The 21,952-nt window shown below is 42.3% G+C and carries 18 protein-coding genes; 13 read left to right on the forward strand and 5 right to left on the reverse strand.

The annotated features are described in order from the left end of the window. Window positions 1-392: 392 nt before the first annotated feature. From typA to LC20001_RS06475, 9 genes are all read left to right on the forward strand, one after another. Window positions 393-2,240, forward strand: a complete 1,848-nt coding sequence (typA, locus tag LC20001_RS06435) for a translational GTPase TypA (RefSeq protein ID WP_099267131.1) — start codon at window positions 393-395, stop codon at window positions 2,238-2,240. Between the two features lie 259 nt (window positions 2,241-2,499). Then, window positions 2,500-2,787 (forward strand): DUF1507 family protein, encoded by a 288-nt coding sequence (locus tag LC20001_RS06440; protein ID WP_244901115.1) that lies wholly within the window; start codon window positions 2,500-2,502, stop codon window positions 2,785-2,787. An 18-nt stretch (window positions 2,788-2,805) separates the two neighbouring features. Continuing rightward, window positions 2,806-4,026, forward strand: a complete 1,221-nt coding sequence (locus LC20001_RS06445; protein ID WP_010009695.1) for an FtsW/RodA/SpoVE family cell cycle protein — start codon at window positions 2,806-2,808, stop codon at window positions 4,024-4,026. Window positions 4,027-4,052: 26 nt separating this feature from the next. Next, window positions 4,053-7,508, forward strand: coding sequence for a pyruvate carboxylase (locus LC20001_RS06450; RefSeq protein ID WP_010009693.1), 3,456 nt, complete (start codon window positions 4,053-4,055; stop codon window positions 7,506-7,508). A gap of 12 nt (window positions 7,509-7,520) precedes the next feature. Next, window positions 7,521-7,937: a YlbF/YmcA family competence regulator gene (locus LC20001_RS06455; RefSeq protein ID WP_010009691.1), complete on the forward strand. Its 417-nt coding sequence runs from the start codon at window positions 7,521-7,523 to the stop codon at window positions 7,935-7,937. A gap of 61 nt (window positions 7,938-7,998) precedes the next feature. Next, the gene (locus LC20001_RS06460) at window positions 7,999-8,337 is read left to right on the forward strand and encodes a YlbG family protein (protein ID WP_010009689.1); all 339 of its coding nucleotides are present in this window, start codon (window positions 7,999-8,001) and stop codon (window positions 8,335-8,337) included. A 3-nt stretch (window positions 8,338-8,340) separates the two neighbouring features. Next, complete coding sequence (gene rsmD / locus LC20001_RS06465) at window positions 8,341-8,910, forward strand: 16S rRNA (guanine(966)-N(2))-methyltransferase RsmD (protein WP_010009687.1); 570 nt, start codon at window positions 8,341-8,343, stop codon at window positions 8,908-8,910. Then, entirely contained in the window at window positions 8,900-9,397 is a 498-nt protein-coding gene (coaD, locus tag LC20001_RS06470; RefSeq protein WP_010009685.1) for a pantetheine-phosphate adenylyltransferase, read from the forward strand. The genes rsmD and coaD overlap by 11 nt, the downstream gene beginning before the upstream one ends. Window positions 9,398-9,399: 2 nt before the next feature. Next, on the forward strand, window positions 9,400-10,431 hold the full coding sequence (locus LC20001_RS06475) for a SepM family pheromone-processing serine protease (RefSeq protein WP_010009683.1): 1,032 nt from the start codon (window positions 9,400-9,402) through the stop codon (window positions 10,429-10,431). A gap of 98 nt (window positions 10,432-10,529) precedes the next feature. Here LC20001_RS06475 and LC20001_RS06480 read toward each other — a convergent pair whose 3' ends face one another. Next, window positions 10,530-11,903: an IS701 family transposase gene (locus LC20001_RS06480; RefSeq protein ID WP_145955953.1), complete on the reverse strand. Its 1,374-nt coding sequence runs from the start codon at window positions 11,901-11,903 to the stop codon at window positions 10,530-10,532. A 287-nt stretch (window positions 11,904-12,190) separates the two neighbouring features. Then, window positions 12,191-13,639 carry a DDE-type integrase/transposase/recombinase gene (locus LC20001_RS06485; RefSeq protein ID WP_099267101.1) on the reverse strand — a complete coding sequence of 483 codons (1,449 nt, stop codon included), beginning with the start codon at window positions 13,637-13,639 and terminating at the stop codon, window positions 12,191-12,193. A gap of 175 nt (window positions 13,640-13,814) precedes the next feature. Between LC20001_RS06485 and LC20001_RS06490 the strand changes: the two genes are divergently transcribed. The 4 genes from LC20001_RS06490 (at window position 13,815) to holA (ending at window position 18,698) form a co-directional block, all read left to right on the forward strand. After that, complete coding sequence (locus LC20001_RS06490) at window positions 13,815-14,492, forward strand: helix-hairpin-helix domain-containing protein (RefSeq protein WP_035456922.1); 678 nt, start codon at window positions 13,815-13,817, stop codon at window positions 14,490-14,492. Between the two features lie 366 nt (window positions 14,493-14,858). Continuing rightward, window positions 14,859-15,350 carry a ComE operon protein 2 gene (locus tag LC20001_RS06495; RefSeq protein WP_010009681.1) on the forward strand — a complete coding sequence of 164 codons (492 nt, stop codon included), beginning with the start codon at window positions 14,859-14,861 and terminating at the stop codon, window positions 15,348-15,350. Between the two features lie 150 nt (window positions 15,351-15,500). Then, a complete protein-coding gene (locus tag LC20001_RS06500; RefSeq protein ID WP_235804475.1) occupies window positions 15,501-17,573 on the forward strand; it encodes a DNA internalization-related competence protein ComEC/Rec2 in 2,073 nt (690 codons plus the stop codon). 99 nt (window positions 17,574-17,672) lie between these two features. Then, window positions 17,673-18,698 (forward strand): DNA polymerase III subunit delta, encoded by a 1,026-nt coding sequence (gene holA / locus LC20001_RS06505; protein WP_003680528.1) that lies wholly within the window; start codon window positions 17,673-17,675, stop codon window positions 18,696-18,698. Window positions 18,699-18,748: 50 nt separating this feature from the next. Here the strand turns inward: holA and rpsT are convergent, their stop codons facing one another. The 3 genes from rpsT to LC20001_RS06520 form a co-directional block, all read right to left on the reverse strand. Then, complete coding sequence (rpsT, locus tag LC20001_RS06510) at window positions 18,749-19,003, reverse strand: 30S ribosomal protein S20 (RefSeq protein WP_010009676.1); 255 nt, start codon at window positions 19,001-19,003, stop codon at window positions 18,749-18,751. 223 nt (window positions 19,004-19,226) lie between these two features. After that, the gene (locus LC20001_RS06515; protein WP_099267132.1) at window positions 19,227-20,594 is read right to left on the reverse strand and encodes an IS4 family transposase; all 1,368 of its coding nucleotides are present in this window, start codon (window positions 20,592-20,594) and stop codon (window positions 19,227-19,229) included. Between the two features lie 213 nt (window positions 20,595-20,807). Next, window positions 20,808-21,833, reverse strand: a complete 1,026-nt coding sequence (locus tag LC20001_RS06520; protein ID WP_099267133.1) for an IS30 family transposase — start codon at window positions 21,831-21,833, stop codon at window positions 20,808-20,810. Between the last annotated feature and the right edge of the window lie 119 nt (window positions 21,834-21,952).

Here is a 21,952-nt window from a genome sequence, read left to right on the forward strand (position 1 = left end):
AAATAACCGGATCTATTAGTGATTTGAGCTAATAAATCATCATTTTTGTGAAGTAGAGCCATGTTTCAACTAGGTGAATTGAGCCGTAGTTGAATGGACATCGCCCGAAACATCAAGATTTATTAGTGGTTTGAACTAATAAATCATCATTTTTGTGAAGTAGAGCCATGTTTCAACTAGGCGAATTGAGCCGTAGTTGAATGGACATCGCCCGAAACATCAAGATTTATTAGTGGTTCGAGCTAATAAATCATCATTTTTGTGAAGTAGAGCCATGTTTCAACTAGGCGAATTGAGCCGTAGTTGAATGGACATCGCCCGAAACATCAAGATTTATTAGTGGTTCGAGCTAATAAATCATCATTTTTGTGAAGTAGAAAGGATAGAGTAAAGTGAAGCGTAGAGAAGATATTCGCAATATTGCAATTATTGCGCACGTCGATCATGGTAAGACGACCCTAGTTAATGAAATGCTAAAACAATCTGATACTTTAGATGAACATATCCATTTAGAGGATCGGGCCATGGATACTAACCCGATTGAAAAAGAACGTGGGATCACGATCTTATCAAAGAATACTGCAGTTGACTATGCAGGTAAGAAAATTAACATTTTGGATACACCAGGCCATGCGGATTTTGGTGGCGAAGTTGAACGAATCATGAAAATGGTTGATGGTGTTTTGTTAGTCGTAGATGCCTTTGAAGGAACAATGCCACAAACACGGTTTGTTTTGAAAAAAGCCTTGGAACAACATTTAACACCAATCGTCGTGATTAATAAAATTGACCGTCCTGGTGCTCGTCCTGAAGAAGTTGTGGATGAAGTTTTGGACTTGTTCATTGAATTAGGTGCCGATGATGACCAATTAGAATTCCCAGTTGTTTACGCAAGTGCAATTAATGGGACTTCTAGCTTGGAATCAGATCCAGCAGCACAAAAACATACAATGAATCCTTTGTTTGATACAATTATTAAGACTATTCCAGCACCAATTGACAACTCAGATGAACCATTACAATTCCAAGTTGCCTTGTTGGACTACAATGAATATGTCGGTCGTATCGGTATTGGTCGTATTTTCCGTGGTAAGATCAAAGTCGGTGATCAAGTTTCCGTTTTGAAACTTGATGGCTCAGCTAAGAACTTCCGCGTAACGAAACTATTTGGTTTCTTCGGTTTGAAACGAGTTGAGATCAATGAAGCCAAAGCTGGCGATTTGATTGCTGTATCTGGGATGGAAGATATTTTCGTCGGTGAAACAGTGACACCAGTTGATCATCAAGAAGCTTTACCAGTCTTGCGGATCGATGAACCAACTTTGCAGATGCAATTTGTTGCTAATGATTCACCATTTGCGGGTCAAGAAGGCGAATTTGTTACTGCACGCAAATTGGAAGAACGGCTAAAGACACAATTGCATACTGATGTTTCTTTGCGCGTAGAAGATACTGATTCAAGTAGTTCTTGGTTAGTTTCTGGTCGTGGCGAATTGCATTTGTCGATCTTGGTTGAACAATTGCGTCGTGAAGGCTATGAGTTACAACTCTCACGGCCCCAAGTTATTTACCGGACAGTTGATGGTGCATTAAGTGAACCATTTGAACAAGTGGTTATCGACACTCCTGAACAATATACTGGTACGATCATTGATTCATTGTCACAACGTAAAGGTGAAATGCAAAATATGGAAAGCGAAGGCAATGGCCAAACACGCTTGACTTTCATCGCACCTTCACGTGGTTTGATTGGTTATTCTTCAGAATTCCTTTCACAAACCGCTGGTTACGGGATTATGAACCATACTTTCTCCAAATATATGCCAGTGATCAAAAACTGGGAACCAGGTCGTCGTAATGGCGCGCTGGTTTCAATTAATGCTGGTAAGACAACCACTTATAGCCTAGAAGGTATCGAAAGCCGCGGCCAATTATTCTTGGGTGCTGCCGTTGATATTTATGAAGGCGAAATTGTTGGTCAAAGTAATCGTGAAACTGATATTTCGGTTAACGTTACTAAGGGTAAGAAACAGACTAACACGCGTGCTTCTGGTAAGGATCACTCTGCAGCTATTGCAGTCCCACGTAAGATGTCACTTGAAGAGTCAATTGAATTCTTAAACGAGGATGAATACTGTGAAGTTACACCTAAGAGCATTCGTCTACGTAAAAAGATTTTGAATACCAGCGAACGCGAACGTGTTTCGAAGCGGCGCAAAATTGCTGCTAAAAAAGCCTAAATTTTAAAATTAACAAGTCAGATTATTTTCTGGCTTGTTTTTTTATATAAATTTAAGTTAAATCGCTTTCTTTTGCCCATAAAACAATTTTTCGTTACTCACTTAATAGACTTTTCTAGAACTCAGTGCGTTTTCAAAACTCGCTATGGTATAATATTGTTTTATAAAGGTAAGCATAATTTTGGATAACGATCCAAAATTAGCATCAATTGACGTGATTCATTTGGCTTACGCAATTAAATTAGTAAAGGAGGTCGCGATGATGACTGATGATCAACAGGCAATTACAGCAGATATGGTGTTGCAAGATGATGCAGATAAGATCGAAGAATTAGTCAATAAACAACGCGTTTCACTTTGTTTAAGCCAATGTCCTGCTTTTGAAGAAGTGGTCGATACACAAGTCTTTGGTTACTCTAAAGAAGTCATGTTAGCTGTTCGTTTAAATTTGATTCCTGAGGAACAGGGTCATAACTTGGTACGCGACTTAGAACAGCGGCTAAACGCCATCTACGCGGATAGTTTTGATAAACAAAAACAGAAATAGAAGGAGGCTGTTCCTCCATTGCAACAGAAAATAGTTAGTTGGCTGCGGCGTAACTTACAATACCGTGATTACCTACCTAATCTAGATTGGTTTATTTTAGTTCCGTACTTACTTCTTTCTGGAATTGGAATCGTCATGGTTTTTAGCTCTAGTTCCGATTACGTGATCATGCGCAATGTCAGTCCGGTCAGTTATTTGATGAAGCAGGCATTCTTCGTTATTTTAGGGTTGTTCATTGTAGCTGCTTTTTACATTATTAAATTGGATGTTCTCAAAAGTATGCAAAAGATCTTGATTTGCATTGTTGTTTTGATCATTGCGTTGCTCTATTTGTTGTTTGCCGGGCATTCGGTTAATGGGGCCTCCGCGTGGATCAATGTTGGTTTCTTCAACATTCAACCAGTAGAATTTGCCAAATTTATTCTAATTTGGTACTTAGCTTATTTTTTCAGTCATCGTGAACATGAGATCGCCCAAGCTGATCTAAAGAATCTCGGGCGGAATTTAGTTAGACCAGGAATTATCGTTGGTTTGATCATGTTTTTAGCGATTCTACAACCGGATATTGGGGGAACGTCGATTCTAGCGGCAATTACGTTAGTACTAGTTTTTACCAGTGGGGCACGGTTTCTCTATGGTTTCAGTTTTAGTGCAATCGGGTTTGCTTTAGTTGGCGCCGGCTTCATGTATTTACAAAAGTTACCGATCCATGCTAGCAGTGGTTACCAGTATCGGCGTTTGATGGCGTTTGTCCACCCATTCGCTTTGGCTGGTACGGATGGTAAACAATTGGTTAATTCGTATTATGCGATCAATAATGGTGGTTGGTTTGGTGTTGGTTTAGGTAATAGTATCCAAAAACGCGGTTACCTGCCAGCGCCCTATACCGACTTTATTATATCGATCACTGCGGAAGAATTAGGCTTGATCGCCGTTATTATTATTTTAGCGTTAGTCTATTTCTTAGCTGCACGGATCATCTTAGTTGGTATGCGTGCGCGTGATTCCTTTAGTGCTTTATTTTGCATTGGGGTTGGAGCGATGATCATGGTCCAAACAACGATCAATATTGGTGGTATTTCAGGCATTTTGCCAATTACAGGGGTTACATTTCCCTTTGTGAGCTACGGGGGCTCCTCAATACTGGTTTTGGTGATGTCAATCGGTGTTGCGTTAAATGTTAGTGCAACTGAGAAAGGCATTCAGAAACAGCGTAAACAAAAAATGAACAAAGGTTAATTGATAATGAAAGGGTGATAGTTAGTATGAAAAAAGTACTGATCGCGAACCGGGGAGAGATTGCGGTACGTATCATTCGTGCATGTGAGGAACTTGGCTTAGAAACTGTAGGTATTTATGCTAAAGAGGATGAATATTCCTTACATCGTTTCAAGGCCGATGAAGCTTATTTAGTTGGTGCCGGCAAACAGCCGATTGCGGCTTATCTGGATATTGAAGATATTATTCGGATTGCTAAAATGAGCGGTGCCGATGCCATTCATCCTGGTTACGGTTTTTTGTCTGAAAACGCCCAATTAGCACGGCGTTGTCAAGAAGAAGGTATTACTTTTGTTGGACCAACTGCTGAATTGCTAGAAATGTTTGGTGATAAAGTCGCAGCTAAGCGTGCAGCGCATGAAGCTAACGTGCAAACCATCCCAGGTAAAGATGAGCCGGTTACTGATCTAGCCGAGATCGAAGAGTTTGCGGCGACCTATGGTTATCCGATCATGATCAAAGCAGCAATGGGCGGTGGCGGCCGTGGTATGCGGATCGTACATAGTGCTGCGGAATTAGCTGATAGTTACGCTCGTGCTAAAAGTGAAGCACTACAATCATTTGGTAGCGATGAGATTTACGTTGAACGCTTTATTAAATCAGCTAAACATATTGAAGTACAGATCCTAGCTGATCAACATGGGAATGTGCTGCATTTATTTGAACGCGATTGTTCAGTTCAACGGCGGAACCAAAAGGTGATTGAAGTTGCTCCTTGTGTCATGTTGACTGACGAACAACGTGAACGGGTTACTAGTGCTGCAGTCCGTTTTATGGAACATGTTCACTATCAAAATGCGGCAACAATTGAGTTCTTATTTGAACCGGCCAAGGATCAATTCTATTTTATTGAAGTTAACCCGCGGGTTCAGGTTGAGCATACGATCACCGAAATGATCACTGGTGTTGATATTGTACAAACACAATTAAAAATTGCCCAAGGCCAAGATCTATTTACCGATATTGGTCTGCCACACCAAGCAGATTTACGCTTTCATGGTGCGGCGATCCAATGCCGGGTCACAACTGAAGACCCATTGAATAACTTCATGCCAGATACTGGCACGATTGAAACTTATCAATCACCAGCTGGGAATGGGGTCCGTTTAGATGGGGGTAACGCCTATGCTGGGGCGGTGATCACACCATACTTTGACTCTCTGCTGGTTAAGGTTTGTACCCATGCGCTTAATTTTGAACAGGCAACTCAGAAAATGTTGCGGGTATTGCGTGAATTTACGATTCGTGGCATCAAGACTAACATTGCTTTTATGGAAAAAGTCATTCAGCATCCAGAATTTATTTCCGGTGAAGCTGAAACAACGTTTATTGATAATACGCCAGCTTTATTTGCGATTCCACGTTCGATCGATAATAGTACGCAAAAAATGCAGTATATTGGTGATATTACGGTTAACGGTTATGGCGATCTTGATCGGCATGAGAAAAAGTATTATCCTGAAGGCCAATTTAAAGCTGACTTTAAGCCATTTCCTAAGGGACTTGTCACTGCAAAAACAATTTTAGATGCGCAGGGCGCTGATGCCGTAAATGATTGGTTAAAGCAACAAAACAAGTTGTTATTGACCGATACAACTTTTCGTGACGCTCATCAAAGTTTATTTGCAACGCGAATGCGGACACACGATATGCTAGGAATCGCTGATGGCATGCAAAAGGCGCTACCTAATTTATTTTCTTATGAGATGTGGGGCGGCGCAACTTTTGATGTGGCGTATCGTTTCTTAGTTGAGGATCCATGGGAACGATTGAAGCAATTGCGGAAAAAGATGCCGCATACCCTGTTCCAAATGTTATTCCGTGGTAGTAATGCAGTAGGGTATAAGAATTATCCCGATAATGTATTGGCTGAATTTATTAAACAAGCAGCTACTGATGGGATCGATGTTTTCCGCATCTTTGATAGTTTGAATTGGGTACCACAATTGGAGAAGAGTATCCAAGCTGTTCGCGATGCTGGTAAAATCGCCGAAGCGGCTATTTGTTACACTGGTGATATTTTGGATCCAACTAAGCATAAATATGATTTGAAATATTATCAGGATCTAGCCAAAGAATTAGCGGCTTCCGGGGCGCATATTATTGGCATCAAGGATATGGCCGGTTTACTTAAGCCCGAAGCTGCCTATGAACTAGTTTCAACATTAAAGGAATCCGTTGATCTGCCGATTCATTTGCATACCCATGATACACCGGGTAATGGTGTTAGCACGTATCAACGTGCGGCAGCGGCCGGTGTCGATATCGTTGATGTGGCGCAAAGTGCGTTGTCAGGTACAACGAGTCAGCCAAGTATGGAAAGTTTGTATTATGCGTTAACTGATAATCCACGGCAACCTGATTTAGATATTCATGCTGCTGAGCAGTTGAATCGTTATTTTGAAGGTATCCGGCCATTCTACGGTGACTTTGCTAATGGCTTGAATGCACCCGTAACGGAAAACTATACCGCGCAAATGCCAGGTGGTCAGTATTCCAACCTACGGCAGCAAGCTAGTGCGGTTGGCTTAGGTGATCGTTGGGAAGACGTTAAGCGCATGTATGCCACCGTCAACCAAATGTTTGGTGATATCGTGAAGGTTACACCATCGTCGAAAGTTGTTGGTGATATGGCGTTGTTCATGGTTCAACATAAATTAACTGAGGATGACGTTTACGCTAAAGGTGATACGATCGATTTTCCTGATTCTGTAGTTAGATTCTTCATGGGTGATCTAGGTCAGCCAGTTGGTGGGTTCCCAGAAAAATTGCAAAAGATTATTCTAAAAGGGAAAACACCATTGACAGTACGACCTGGTAGCTTAGCTAAACCTGTTGATTTTGCGACAGTTAAGGCTGAATTAGCTGAAAAGATTAAGAACGAACCAACTAAAGAAGAAGTACTCAGTTATTTGATGTACCCTGATGTTTTCCTAGACTATCATCAACGGAAAGAAATTTATGGGGATGTTTCAACATTGGACACACCAACATTTTTCCAAGGTATGCGAATCGGTGAGAAGATTGAAATTCATGTCCGTCCGGGTAAGACCTGGATCTTAACGTTAAATGAAATTGGCGAACCTGATATCGAAGGTAACCGGACTTTGTATTTCACTGTTAATGGCCAACGCAGTGAAGTTGTGATCAATGATAAGAGTGCTAAACAATCAGTGACAGTTTCACAAAAAGCTGAACCAACTAATCGTGAACAAATTGGGGCGGCGATGACTGGCACTGTCCTTAGCGTTTTGGTGACAACGGATCAATTAGTTCAAAAGGGTGAACCATTGTTAGTTACGGAAGCGATGAAGATGGAGACAACGATTCAAGCACCATTTACAGGTCGAATCAATCATTTATATGTTCAAGAAGGCGATCGTGTTGATTCCAATGAGCTATTGTTGGAGATCAAGCCGGAAAAAACAAATAGTAAAGCTTAGGCAGATGATTTGATGATTATCACTGAGAACTCGGTCGCTTTGTTGGAGCAAGTTGATCAGTTGGTGGTCACTTTAGCGGCTAGCCCACTTTTTCAAACCTATCAGCAAGCTAAAAAAGCACTGGCGGCTGACACAGTAGCGCAACAGAAAATTGCGGCGTTACAAACCGTAAATGAGGCATTTGCGGCTATCAAGGATTATGGTCAGTATGCGCCTGATTATCAAACTAAGCGGCGTGAATTACGCCACTTAAAGCGTGAAGTTACTTTATGGCCAACCGTTGCAGCGTTTAAACGGGCAGAAATGGATCTGCAGACTGCACTTGATGAGATTGGCATCCGGTTGGCTGATTCGATTTCACCAGATATCAAAGTGGCAACTGGTAATCCGTTTTATGTAACGAGTCATACGAAAAAACATTGTCGTTAGTAATTAAATTTCAACTAGATATTTTTGTTTGGTTGGCGCAACTAGGAAGGAGTGTGAGTAGATGGCATTTACTATGACACCTAGACAAGGGTTAGTTGTTTGGGTCTATAGCTTAAAGCAACTACGGCAACTACGCCGTTACGGTACGATCTATTACACGTCCTGCCGGCTTAAGTACGTTTATTTGTACGTGGATCAAGCGATGATTCCAACAGTTAGTGAACAAGTTAAAAAATTACATTTTGTTCGCCGTGTCGAAGTCTCTCATCGTCCAGAATTGGATATGAATTTTGGCGAGCGGGTCGGCCAGTTAGATAAATCAGAGCCAGCAGATGTTCGTGAATCAGCAGGGCCTAAAATTTTATTAACAAGTAAAGAAATATTGAAGAAGGATTCATAACGTATGCGAATTATATCTGGAGAGTTTGGTGGTCGTCGTTTAAAAGCCGTTCCCGGCCAAGCAACACGGCCAACAACTGATAAAGTCAAAGAAGCAATTTTTAATATGATCGGACCTTATTTTAGTGGTGGTCGTGGTCTTGATTTATTTGCTGGTAGCGGCGGTTTAGGCATTGAGGCGATCTCGCGGGGCCTTGATTCAATGGTTCTAGTTGATCGCCAATATGCGGCCATTAAAGTGATCAAAGATAATGTGGCAACAACCAAGGCCGCAGATCGTTTTCAAGTGATCAAAGCCAATGCTGATCGTGCGATTCAACAATTTGCGGCTGCTGGGGAACAGTTTGATCTAGTTTTACTAGATCCGCCTTATCGTGCCCAACAAATTGCGGCGGAATTAACAACTTTTGCGGCACAGAAGTTGTTAGCTCCAGGCGCAACGATCGTTTGTGAAACCAGTAGTGAAACTGTTTTGCCGGAAGCTCTTGCTGGTTTTACGCATTTACGCCGGCAAACTTATGGTACAACAGCAATCACGATTTATCAGTATGGAGGAATCGATATTGACAGCTAGAATTGCAGTTTTTCCTGGCAGTTTTGATCCATTTACCAACGGCCATTTAGAGACCGTTCAGCGGGCGAGTCATTTGTTTGACGAAGTTATTATTGCGGTAATGACCAATACCTCAAAGCAACCGTTGTTTCAACCAGCTGAAAAGCTCGCGTTGATCACGGCCGCAACTAAGTCTTTGACCAATGTGCGTGCAGTTGAGCAAAGTAACGAATTAACCGTTGATTTTGCTCGTAGTCAAGGTGCTAAGTTTATTTTGCGCGGGATTCGTAACGTAAAAGACTTCGAATATGAACGTGATATTGCTGCAATGAATCAAGTACAAGCACCAGAGATCGAAACCGTTATTTTATTGGCACCAAAGCGTTATGCCTTTCTTTCTTCAAGTTTGATCAAAGAAGTGGCCAAATTTGGCGGCGATATCTCAACTTTAGTACCGACTAATGTCATGCAAGCTCTAAAGCAAAAGTTTAGTCAGAAAGAGGGCTAAGCATGAAGCAACACAAGCGCAAAATAACGATTTTGGTTATCGTGCTGCTATTATTGATCGGGTTTTTCTTGCCCTTACCTTTTTATCTGGAGACACCGGGGACTGCGGAATCTTTAAGTAAGTTTGTTACAGTTGATGGCAAACGTGATCGCCGGAAAGGGCATTATATGCTGACGACGGTTGCTTTGCAGCAAGCACGGCCACTGACTTATTTATGGAGCAAAACGCAGCCCTTTGCGGAAACAGTTAGTAAAGAATCGTTGATGGGTGGTGCTAGCAATCGAACGTATGAACAGATGCAAACTTATTACATGCAGTCATCGATCAACGATGCGATCACAGTTGCTTACCGGCGAGCTGGTGAAGCTTATCATAAAAAATATCGTGGAATCTATGTGATGTCACTTTTAGCTGGTTCAAAGTTTAAGAGGCATTTAGCGATTGGGGATACCGTCACGAAAATCGACGGCCATGCATTTAAAAGCGCGCAACAATTCATCAACTACGTTAAACGACAACGTGTCGGTCAAAAAGTGACGGTGACGTATACCCATAAGCAGCGGGTTAAAACAACGACACAAGCTTTAGTCAAACTGCCAGGAACTAAACGACCTGGTTTAGGAATCACTTTAGTTGATCATTCACAGGTCAAGACCGATATTCCGGTAAAAGTTAATGTAGGTGAGATTGGCGGACCTTCTGCTGGAACGATGTTTACGCTAGAAATTTATGACCAATTAACTGGTGGTAAGTTACGGCGTGGACGGAAGATTGCTGGAACCGGAACGATGGACGCAAAAGGCAATGTTGGTGCTATCGGTGGCATCGATAAAAAAGTTGTTGCTGCTAGTCGTGCCGGAGCAACTATTTTCTTCGCCCCGAATGACCCAGTCACTAAAGCTGATAAAAAGGCGGACCCTAATTATAAAAATAATTATGCGGTTGCAAAGGCTGCGGCCAAACGGATCCACAGCAAAATCAAAGTTGTACCGATCAAAACCTTTAGTGATGTCGTCAATTATTTGAAAAAATAATGAATTAATGAAGCCGTTCAGAAAATGAACGGCTTTTTTGCGTAGATTAAATATAGTGGCTGATTAAAATAAGGTAACGTCAAAAGTTCTACAGCACTTTACAGCTTTTCACTGACCCCCGACCAACAAGAAGCCAACCACTGAATCACCACTTTGGCCGGTGTTGTTTTTAACCGCCTTTGCACTTGCCGCGCTAAACTAGCCAAAAACAGCGCCGCTTGAATTTGCCGACTTAACCAGAGTTTGCGTTCACGCAAACTTTTGGTTACCAAAAAAGCTAAACTAGGTTGGGTCAATGGCAATACGATCATCAAGGTATACGCCGTATTCAATAAATGATGATCGGCTTCAATCTTGGCTACTGAACGCACGGCGTAATCACCGAAGTGCCAGAATGTTTTCATTTCATAAAAATAGGTCTCGATCGCCCAACGTTTTTGATAGTAGGCCAACGCTCGTAGCGCTGGCGCAGGGGCGCTGGTCTCCGGCGTCCGATAGGTGAGCTGGGTCGGATCAACGGCTAGGGTTTCGGTTGTGATCGCCGCTAATTCTTCGGGCGCGCTCGTCGCCATGAACAGACGACAAGTCGTCTTGCGTTGTACGCGGATCATGTAAACTGGCTGGGGCATCAAGCGTGTCAGACACCGCACTATACCGATCTGATCTCCGGCCGAACAAAGATTTAATGCAATATTTCCCAAATGGATCTGGTCACCATATTTCCGCGGCCGACCGCGCTTACCGGTGCGTTTGGGTAAGCCAAACATGGCGGTATCTTTACGCACATTGGCGATCATAGCTAGATTAGGTTGCGTCATGACCAGTTGGTTGATCTCAGCTTTGGGATACCAACTGTCACACAGTAGGAACACTTGTTGGTCGCTGGCGATCGATTTCAAAGTCGTCTTGATCATTTGCGCCGCTTGCTGGTATTTGGTCGCCTGTTCCGCCTGATAAAGGTGCGTGGCTAACGGCAAGAACGTATAAACTGGCTGGTCATCTTGGTCCCGCTGTGTTGGGATCATCAGACCTAAAGTAACGAAATCATGGGCATTGACGAGCCGCTTACCCGTATGTGCGGCGTGATCGAATAGATATTTGACGCCGGTAAATTTGTGGCCGAACTTGGGTTGGACCGTGTCATCCAGAACCAATAATAAGGGCAAGTCCTGACAAGTAGTGGGAATCAAGGTCAGTAAATACGTCAAGTTGCGCACTTCTAACTGTGGCAAGTGGTTACCGATCACTGCCAAAGCCCGATAAAACGTGTTCAAAGAATGCTTCGTCACCCGGCCCAGAAATTGTTCAAATAAGTGGCGGATCGAGTGGCGGTCACCGATCACTAACAACGCTAGACACAACCAAAAATAGTTAAGGCCCATTGGCTTAGACAAGCCAGCCGCTTTTAAATCAGAAAAATAGGCGTGGAGGGTGGTTAAAAGTGATGATTTTTGATAAAATGAGTTCAACACGAATCCTTCTTTCTAAATGGTTTTTTGTCGAACTCATTTTAGCAAAGAATAGGCATTCGTGCCTTTTTATATCCAAATTTTTTTAAAAAGCTGTAAAGTGCTGAAGTTCTATGAAAACCGTGGTTCAGAAGGTGGTGTAGATGCAACTGTAGAAATCGACTTAAGGATTGAGTGGTCTAGTTGGTTAGTTCTGTACGCGCACAGTATTAATCCGGCCAATCGCCCGTTTCGAGGCAACACAAAGTCAGCTTAGACAAGTTTGATTCTAGTCCTAAACTAATGCTTGCTTATGCAGTTGGTAATTGGCTTTGTGCTAGATCAATCAAGGCCAACCATTTATCGTACATGCGCGGTTTATTGTCCAGCTCTGGTAGGTGTACCGGCACCTTATAATCTAGCGCTTCGTGCGGGCGTAAAAAGTTATAAGCCGCTGAATATAAGGCGGTATAACTGGCTGAACCGGTTGGTGAGTTAAAACCAGTGGCCGACCGATAATTGCCCTTAAAACTACGGTTTAAACGCTCAATTGTTTGTTTCAAGAAACGATACTCTTTACTGATTGGATCTTTGTTGGTCAACCCTACTACTTGCTTGATTTTAAAATTGATCCCTTGTTGAGCAAAATAAAGTTGTGCTACTTGATAAATGGGATTGGCGTCGACTACGAACTGTAGGTCGGCTGGACGTTCGGACATCTTCTGTAGGACTTGATTGATGGCAACGACCGCTGATTCAGTTGTGCGGTTGGGCGTTATATAGTCGGCTAGAATTAGCTTTTTAACCGCGTCGTAAAAGTAAAAGATATAGTTCCACTTACCTTTGACCTTGACGTAAGTCTCATCACCAACTAATTGGTTGGAAAGTTCGTAAGGATAGTTAGCCCAGAATGGTCGAATAACGGTCGCTACCGCCTCTTCGTAGTTGTGAATGGTTTGGTGGGAGATCTTAACGCCGTGAACGTCGTACATGATGGCTGCGGTACGACGGGCCGACAGGCCATAGTTAATGTGATAGGTCAGGGCAAGCCCTAAAACCTCAGGGCTGGCTTGGATCTTACTCAAATCGACCTTGGCTTGAACTGGCGAACTAGCCGCTAAGCCTTTGAGATCGAATTTAAAGTTACGGAAAGTGTAGCGTACTTTGAAGCTAGATGGCTGTTCCTTGAATTGTTTGGCTTCAGCTACGGATAACTGCTTGATTTGTTTTAAACGAAATGAACATTGGTCATTAGGACAACGTAACACATCGAAGTTACTACGGTGGTGATGAGCTTCCAATCGATGTTGGCAGTATGGGCAACGAAGTACCACCGCTTTCTTCTTCTGCGCATCACCATTTTGGAAGCTAAAAGCGCAGATCTTACACTTAAGCTGATTACCTTTACCGTTATTAGCGTATAGATAGTCGCTTGGGGCATTACAGCGTGGGCAACGTTGGTTCTGGAACGTGATCACGGTGCCTTGTCGGCGCCGAATTGGTTTTAGATCTTTGCCGGTTTTGGTCATGTAGTCAATGATCAGTTGCTCATAATTAAGTGATTCTGGACCAATATCGGCTGCTAAAATTGGTAATTTATCGTCAACTTGAAATTGATTAAAGCGTTTATAGGTTGGTTTATCGGTGCTGGGCAAGCGCGAATGGTCAAAAATATCAATCAGCTGGGCCAACAAAAAGATGATCAATGCACGTTGGAACTTGATTATTTGGACTAAATAAGTTAATAATGGTGTAAGCACTCGGATCTCCTTCTTTCTTGGAATTCTTGTTGGTTGCACACCAAGGATAACAGAAGAATTGGTCCGGGTGTTTTTTAATTTCACTTAGATAATACAAAACCATTAGAAACAATAATTAAAACTAGACAAAATCGGGTACGTTTGACAGTACCTAAAATAAACTGGAGGTGAAATGATGTTAGCGGCTTGGGAATGGCTGAAACAATATTGGCAGTTTGTGATCATTGGTTTATTGACAGTTAGTGTGGGGCTTGTTTTATTTTTGTTATTGCGTACACCAGCACCAACACAAAAAAGTGACGATGTTTTTACTAATAGTCATTCAGCGGTACTAGCAACTGCTTCAACAGCGAGCGCAACGGCACCAACCACTACACAGACTGGCTTTGTTGACGTTAAGGGAGCAGTTAAGAAACCGGGAATTTATCAAGTTAATGATAATACACGTTTGTTTGATGTGGTGCGCTTGGCTGGGGGGTTAGCCACCGATGCCGATCAACAGCAAATTAATTTAGCTCAGCAACTCAACGATCAACAGGTTGTCTTTATTCCTAAGATTGGTGAGGAGGTGCCGCCACAATATGCTGCACCAGTGGCAACACCGGCTACAAGTGAAGCACCAGCGACTGCTACAGCAACAACTAGTACGAGTACCGGCGGGACACAAGTTAATTTAAACACTGCTACTGCAGAAGAATTGCAACAGCTAACTGGCATTGGTCAAAAGAAAGCAGAACTCATCATCCAATTTCGAACTGAGCAGGGCGGCTTTAAGCAGCCTGAAGATCTAAAAAAGGTTTCCGGCATCGGTGATAAGACCTTTGAAAGCCTGAAAGATAGCGTTACGGTCTAACCGCATCTTTGGTATACTGGAAACAAACAAAAATTAACCATAATCGTGGAGTAGAGCCATGTTTTTGATGAGTGAGGATGCGGCCATAAAAATGGTCATCGTCCGTAACACCAAAATTTTTGGTACAAAAATTAACTACAATTGTGGAGTAGAGCCATGTTTTTGATGAGTGAGGATGCGGCCATAAAAATGGTCATCGTCCGTAACACCAAAATTTTTGGTACAAAAATTAACTACAATTGTGGAGTAGAGCCATGTTTTTGATGAGCGAGGTTGCGGCCATCAAAATGGTCATCGTCCGTAACATCAAAAATTTTTGGTACAAAAATTAACTACAATTGTGGAGTAGAATGAGGTTTTAGTAATATGGATAGTGTACAAACTAAACGGATGCCGTGGGATCAGTATTTTATGACACAGGCAATATTATCGTCACTACGGAGTACTTGTCCGCGGGCTACGGTAGGCGCAGCCATCGTACGTGATCGTCGTGTGATTGCCAGTGGATATAATGGGTCAGTCTCTGGTGACGATCATTGTATTGATGTTGGCTGCTATATTGTGGACGGGCATTGCCTGCGAACCATTCATGCTGAGATGAATGCTATTTTACAGTGCGCCAAATTTGGCGCGGCGACAGAGGGTGCGGAAATTTATGTTACTCATTTTCCGTGTCTTCAATGTACTAAAATGTTGATTCAGGCCGGGATCAAAACTATTAATTATTTAAAAGATTACCATGATGATGAGTATGCTCAAGCGCTGATTAAAAAATCCGGTGTTGAATTAAATCAAATTAAACTGGATGCTGCTTATTTTGACCAATTTGACCTTAATCAATTATTTAGCCAGCGTTAAGTTAATTAATTGCGCAATAACTGGATCTTTTTAGCCGGTTTAGCGACAACACTTTCTTTTGCAGTTTTAAGTGTCCGATGGTGGGCGTGGTTATTTGTTTTGCTTATTTTCGTACGGTTGCTTTTTACCCAGCAACTTAGGTTAACTGTTTTGATAATTATTTTAGCCACGATGTTTGGTTTTTATTATCGGTACTATGAGCAATTACAACCACCATTACCTCATGGGCATACCCTGCTAGTTGAGCCGGATGATTGTACTGTGGCCGGTGATCAACTACGTTTTACTGCCCAGGTTGTTGGTACGCGACAGTTGGTTCAAGCCTATTATTATTTACCAGATCAGTCCGCACAACATTTTTGGCAGCAACAACAACACGCAGTTAAACTGACGGTTACTGGTGATTATCAGCGATTACAGCCGGCAACCAATGTAGCTGAGTTTGATTATGCGTCTTATTTAAAACAACAAAAGCGAATTTTCTATAGTTTAACAATTGACGAAGTTAAAACCGTCCAACGTTGTTCACCGACTTTTTTAACGCGACTGCACGAGTGGCGCCAACGGCTGATCATACGATCGCGTGGGTTGCCTCAGCAGTTAGGCCAATACTATCGAAGCTTGATTTTAGGCTATCAAGATGCCGCATTTAAGTCAACGGGAGCGTTATTTAAACAATTAGGCTTGATCCACTTATTTAGTTTATCGGGACTGCATGTTTATTATTTTGCCAATTTATTTCAAATGGGCTTATTGCGTCTGCGTTGGACGCGAGAACGCGTTGAGGTCTGTTTGTTAGTCTTATTACCGTTATATGCGTTATTTGCTGGGGCAACAACTAGTTTATTGCGTGCGGCGTTGTTATGTTGGTTGCACGTCTTTAATCGTCATTTTCATATTCAAGTTGCACCGTTAGACTGTTTTGCTGCAGTTGTTTTAATTAATTTAGTTTATCGGCCATACTTATTTTTTAGTTTAGGTGGGCAACTATCTTATTTACTTTCGTTTGCACTATTATTTTTACAGGGAGCGAATGAATGGCAACGGGCGTTAAAACTTAATTTATTAAGTTTACCCTTGCTGTTGTATCATGTTTACGAGTGGCATTGGTTAACGATTCTGTTAAATTTATTGATCATGCCCATATTTTCTTATGCCATTTTACCGTTAACATTATTAGGCGGTTTAACCTATAATTTCATTCCTATAGTTGGACGGCTGATTGATCGTTGTTTTGTTGGGTTACAGCTTTTTCTTAGTTGGTTTGCTCGACCTGGATTGATGTTGACGTATGGACAGTTACCAGCAATGCTAGCTAGCAGTTGCATTTTACTGTTATTTTATGCTTGGTGTTCCCCACATAAAAGGCGTTATTATGGGGTGTTAGCGACCCTTTATCTGGCTGGCTTTTGCTGGCTGCATTTTCCTCTTCAGGGTCGCGTTGTTTTCTTTGATATCGGCCAAGGTGATAGTATTTTGATTGAAACACCATTTCATCATGAAGTGACTTTGATCGATACTGGTGGAAAGCTGCATTTTGGTCAGAAAGCTTGGCAGAAAAAAGACAGTCGTACACGTGCAGAACAAGTCATTATTCCTTACCTGAAAAGCCGCGGAATCCGGCGGATAGATCACGTTTTTTTGAGCCATCAAGATACCGATCATATCGGTGATTTACCTGCTTTACTAAAGCAATTACAGATTGGATTGGTTTATTTTCCGGCGGGAATGGAATATAATCAACATTTCCAGCAAAAAATTTGGCCTTATCGTTATCAAACTAAGTGGCAGCCATTATTACGTGATAATCAGATTGCAATAAAGGATTTTCATTGTCAGGTGTTGGCACCACGTCAGCCAGGGAGTGGGACTAATGAGGATTCGCTAGTTCTACGCTTGGGTTTGAATCATAAAACGTGGTTATTTACTGGAGATCTACCAACTAGTGGTGAAGATGCTTTAGTTAAAGATACCGTATTAAAAGCTGATTATTTAAAAGCAGGTCACCATGGTAGCCGGACTTCTTCTGGCGCAGCTTTTTTAGCAGCCGTACAACCCCAAAAGGTCATTATTTCGGCTGGTCGCCATAATCGTTATGGTCACCCGCATGCCGAAACTTTGGCGCGTTTTAAAGCTGCTAATATTGCCTATAAAAATACGGCTGATGTCGGGATGATTATCTGGTCGTTTGATGATAAATGGTGGACTTTCTTACATAATTAGAGAGCCGAATGTCGTTAAATATGTTCGTACGAATAAATAATTTTGGTAGCTGATCAGCTACCGTTAATTTTGAAGTAGAAAGCGGGGCTGAGTTTAGCTATGGATGTACCCACATTGCTCAAGAATTTAAAACAACAAAAATTACAATCGATCTATTTAGTTAAGGGAACCGAAAGCTATCTGATCGATCAAGTTAAAGATCAATTTCAGGCACTGCTAACCCCTGATGAAGCCACAATGAACTTTGGTAACTATGATTTAGCAACAACGCCATTGGCTACTGCATTAGACGATGCGATGTCGGCGCCGTTCTTTGGTGATCGTCGGTTAGTCTTCATGCAAAACCCCATTTTTTTGACCGCGGAAAGTAAACAAGCCAAAATCGTCCATGATGTGGATAGTTTTTTGACTTATTTAAATGATCCTCCACAAACGACTATTCTAGTTATTTTTGCGCCCTATGATAAATTAGACGAGCGTAAAAAGGTGACTAAGACGCTGAAAAAGCACGCGACTTTAGTGGATGTGCAGCCACTATCAGAACAACAAGCACGGCAATACGTGAATGATTACTTAACTGCCCAGCAATTAACAATCGAACCAGAGGCATTACGGTTATTGATCGCGCGTACTGAGGCTAATCTTTCATTGATGATGGCCGAATTAACTAAACTGACTTTATACGCGATGCAGGATCAGCGAATCACGACAGCAGCAGTTGAACAGTTAGTGACACAAAATTTAGAACAAAATGTTTTTACGTTGGTAGATGCGGTGATGGCACGTGATGTTGCACGGGGATTAACACTATATCATCAGTTAGTTTTACAAAAAGAGGAACCGCTGAAATTAAATGCGATTTTAGTTGGACAATTTCGGTTATTGTTACAGGTAAAAATTTTACAACGTGGTGGCTATAGTCAGGGTGAGTTAGCGAAGGTGTTGCGTGTACATCCTTATCGGATCAAATTGGCGATCAATCAAGCTAAAAAATTTCCACAGATCGCATTGCGGCAAGCTTATTTAGGCTTGGTTGATTTAGAATACAAATTAAAAACTAGTCAACAGGCACCAGAACTGCTATTCCAATTGTTTATTTTGAAATTCAGTCAGGATGTTGCTTAAAAAAGGTAAATAAAAAAGCCGACGCAAATGCGTCAGCTTTTTTATTTTAATTATTTAGCCAATAATTTAGTTAAACGTGATTTGTCACGGCCAGCTTTATTAGCATGGATCAAACCTTTAGAAGCAGCCATGTCGATTGAACGAACTGCATCGCGGTACAAAGCTTCAGTGTTTTCGGCACCAGCAGCTTGGGCAGCTTCAAATTGTTTGATGGTTGTACGCATCGCACTAATTTGTGAAGTGTTTTGTGCGTTCGCTTTTTCATTTGTGCGAACACGTTTGATTGCTGATTTAATGTTAGGCATTGATGTCACCTCCGTGGTAGCAAATTACATTAATTGCATTTTTTCAACGTTGCTAATTATACAGAAGACTGGGAAAATTTGCAATACAAAGTTGTAAAGTAAAATAGCTTGACTAACTTTTGTAGGTTTAATCAGGGTTACTTTAATTTTTTAACTAAGTCGTGAAAGTTCCAATTCGAGTAATCCCTTAGTCCACCAAGCTTTACAGCCTAAAAATTAACCTTCAACTATTGCTCATGCTCAGCGTGATCAGCGCCGAAGTTTGAATCGATAAGCCATTTAAAAATTGGTCAATCAGTGTCTTGATCTGCGCAGTCATTTTTGCAGGTGATTTAGTCACCTTTAGGTTAGTCAACTCACCTAGTAACTGGCCGATTGCAGTCGCCAGATCAATGATCGGCAGTAAGGTATCCAATTGATAGAAAATATCGCCAATCGTTGGGTCGCCTGGTTGGCGCCGCTGTTGCCAAGCCAACAGATCATAGGTCATCATGGTCACAGCCATATGCGCACAAAGCCCGTCATAATCCTGGATCTGAGTCTGATCAAGGCGTAAATATTGTTTGGCGGCCTTAAAATAGTTCTCAATCTGCCAACGGCGACTATAAAGTTGAATGATCGCTGCCGGGGTCAGATTGGTTTTTGTAGTCGCTAACACCAGGTAGTCGTTGGCGCAATGGCGTTTAGCGACAAAAACTAAGCGTAACGGTAACTTTGCGGTAGCGGCCTGAACCACGCAACTATATAAATAGTCGGCTCGTGATTGACGATGCGACTGACGTAAGTACTGATAGAGCGTTTTGACGGTGTATTGGCGGCCACGATAGCGGTAATAGATCTTCTTGGTCCGTTTAAGCATGCCAATACCGATCAACTTTTGGTCGTTTAACGCCGCAAACATTTTAGGCGAGGTAAACCAACTATCGAATAGCACATATTTAGCTTTGAGCCCATTTGCCCGCGCTTGCTTGATCAGTTCTAGTGCGACCGCTGGCATTGGCCGCATCGCTTGGGCCCGCCGTTGTCCGGCTAAGGTGCGTTGATCTAAAGTTTTAGCTGGTGTGCCCACCCGATTACGTGCTTTCTGTGACGACAAAACTGCCGTCGTGACTGGCAACACGAGCTGGCCGTTACTCCAAGCCAAGGTCAAACCACGGTAACCTTTTAAGTAGCGTTGCCGATCATGATCGAAGGTGTTGGCTAAAAGCTCGGTTTGTTTCGCATTCAGTCGTGAGATCAGGGTGTCATCAATGATCAGCGCACCACTTTTGCGGGCGTCGAGCCACTGTGCTAGGCCAGTAATCACCCGTTGTGCCAATAAACAACTAAGCCGTTGCCAATTGATCCGACCGTCATTCAAGATATTGTAGACCGTGCGTTTGGTACACATGCCTGGTGCTTCTGCTCGGTAAAGTGTCCGCCGCTGGAAAATAACCTTGAGTAACCAAATCAAGATTGCAGTTAGTGAAACGTTAGAATGGCGGTGATCATTGAGCAAGCGGACCAAAGCTGGTAGGTGCGCCAAGGCACAAAATTGGGTAATTATTTTAAAACTTGATTTTTCAATTTTATTTTGCGGTATACTAGCCATAGCACAAGCACTCCTTTGTATCGTGGTTTAGACGACTCAAGTATACTTCAAGGAGCTGCTTGTGTTTAATTTTGGGCTAAAATAACTTAGTGCAATCAGGGTTTAGCTGGGTTTTGAACTTTCACGGTTTAGTTTTTAATAAAAAGTAGACCCGAATTGTCAAATCAAGTGCAACACTTGCTAAACTTCACTTATAAGTGGTCTAGGTGGTGGTCATGCGAGTAGCTGCTCAGCCATGAATTCATTGGCTGATTTATAACCAAATAGTTTACGTGGCCGTTGGTTAAGTGCCGCGGTCGCTTGCTTAATATGATCATCACTGAAACTGGTAATTGATTGACCTTTAGGGATAAATTCTCTTAGTAGCCCATTAAGCTGTTCGTTACTGCCCCGTTCTGACGGCGTATAAGGATGAGCAAAATATAGGTTGGTCCCAGTGACCTCACTCAGCGCAGAAAATTCTGCACCATTATCAAAAGTGAGTGACTTAACCACCTCAACATCAAGTTTATTCACAAACTGTTGAACTGCAGCCTTACAGGTTTCAGCCTGATAGTTGGGGATTCTGATCACGACTTCGTAGCGCGTCATTCGTTCAGTTAGGGTGAGCAGTGCCGGTTGATCGCTGGTTCGCTTGCCTTTGACTAAATCACCTTCCCAATGACCAAATTCAGAACGATCATTAGCCGCTACTGGTCGCTGTTCAATTGAAGTCCCCAAGATCTTTTTATTTTGGCGTACACGACCCGTACGGTGCTTTTGGTGACGTTTGACCTGTTGTGGTAAATCGATATTGGCGACAGCTAGTAACCCGCGATCAATGTAACGATAAACAGTGGGTGTTGCGGGGCAATATTCAGCTGGATGGTGACGTTTATAAGCACCGACAAAGCTATCTACACTGTGCACCCGGAACTTAGCTTTAAGCGCAGTGGTCAATTGGTTAAAGAATTCCGGATTATGTTCGAGTAGACTTTTGCGATGGCAATTTAAACGGCGTTGTTCGTATTGAATTTGACCGCTATCGGCAAAATAACGCTGGGTATAAACGCCATAACTGGACATTTGCGTCACGGTGCCGCGCTTGATTTCACGGCTGATCGTGCTGGGATCGCGGGCTAATCTTTTAGCAATCGCCCTGATCGAATAATGATCTTCATAAAGACTCTGGATTTGGCCACGCTCCTCACTTGATAGTTGCTTATAAGATTTTTTGATGGTATCTTTAGATTGGGTCATGAAGTCCGTCCTAACTTATTGGTTTTGTCACTTATAAGTTTAAGGCTTCATGGCCTTTTTGGTCTAGTTATTTTGGTGTTGCACTTACATTGTAAATCCGGCAATAAAAAGTAGAATCA

Source organism: Loigolactobacillus coryniformis subsp. coryniformis KCTC 3167 = DSM 20001 (assembly GCF_002706425.1).
GTDB classification, from domain to species: domain Bacteria; phylum Bacillota; class Bacilli; order Lactobacillales; family Lactobacillaceae; genus Loigolactobacillus; species Loigolactobacillus coryniformis.

Excerpts from the sequence above, each read along its gene's own strand:
- LC20001_RS06520 (WP_099267133.1), bottom strand. The coding sequence starts at position 21,833 with ATGACCCAATCTAAAGATACCATCAAAAAATCTTATAAGCAACTATCA.
- LC20001_RS06475 (WP_010009683.1), top strand. The coding sequence starts at position 9,400 with ATGAAGCAACACAAGCGCAAAATAACGATTTTGGTTATCGTGCTGCTA.
- rsmD (WP_010009687.1), top strand. The coding sequence starts at position 8,341 with ATGCGAATTATATCTGGAGAGTTTGGTGGTCGTCGTTTAAAAGCCGTT.
- LC20001_RS06495 (WP_010009681.1), top strand. The coding sequence starts at position 14,859 with ATGGATAGTGTACAAACTAAACGGATGCCGTGGGATCAGTATTTTATG.
- LC20001_RS06460 (WP_010009689.1), top strand. The coding sequence starts at position 7,999 with ATGGCATTTACTATGACACCTAGACAAGGGTTAGTTGTTTGGGTCTAT.
- LC20001_RS06450 (WP_010009693.1), top strand. The coding sequence starts at position 4,053 with ATGAAAAAAGTACTGATCGCGAACCGGGGAGAGATTGCGGTACGTATC.
- LC20001_RS06490 (WP_035456922.1), top strand. The coding sequence starts at position 13,815 with ATGTTAGCGGCTTGGGAATGGCTGAAACAATATTGGCAGTTTGTGATC.
- LC20001_RS06440 (WP_244901115.1), top strand. The coding sequence starts at position 2,500 with ATGATGACTGATGATCAACAGGCAATTACAGCAGATATGGTGTTGCAA.
- rpsT (WP_010009676.1), bottom strand. The coding sequence starts at position 19,003 with ATGCCTAACATTAAATCAGCAATCAAACGTGTTCGCACAAATGAAAAA.
- holA (WP_003680528.1), top strand. The coding sequence starts at position 17,673 with ATGGATGTACCCACATTGCTCAAGAATTTAAAACAACAAAAATTACAA.
- LC20001_RS06515 (WP_099267132.1), bottom strand. The coding sequence starts at position 20,594 with ATGGCTAGTATACCGCAAAATAAAATTGAAAAATCAAGTTTTAAAATA.
- LC20001_RS06455 (WP_010009691.1), top strand. The coding sequence starts at position 7,521 with ATGATTATCACTGAGAACTCGGTCGCTTTGTTGGAGCAAGTTGATCAG.